At 49.0% G+C, this 255-nt stretch carries 1 rRNA gene; it reads left to right on the forward strand.

Annotated features, from left to right (window positions below):
• Positions 1–255, forward strand: a 23S ribosomal RNA gene (locus J5M57_RS28780); the annotation flags it as partial.

A 255-nucleotide genomic window follows, 5' to 3' on the forward strand; every position in this document is an offset into this window, starting at 1 on the left:
TGAAAGACGTGGTAGCCTGCGAAAAGCTTCGGGGAGTCGGCAAACAGACTTTGATCCGGAGATGTCTGAATGGGGGAACCCAGCCATCATAAGATGGTTATCTTGTACTGAATACATAGGTGCAAGAAGCGAACCAGGGGAACTGAAACATCTAAGTACCCTGAGGAAAAGAAATCAACCGAGATTCCCTTAGTAGTGGCGAGCGAACGGGGACTAGCCCTTAAGTGGCTTTGAGATTAGCGGAACGCTCTGGAA

The organism is Pseudomonas sp. 86_A (genome assembly GCF_017491705.1).
GTDB lineage: Bacteria > Pseudomonadota > Gammaproteobacteria > Pseudomonadales > Pseudomonadaceae > Aquipseudomonas > Aquipseudomonas koreensis.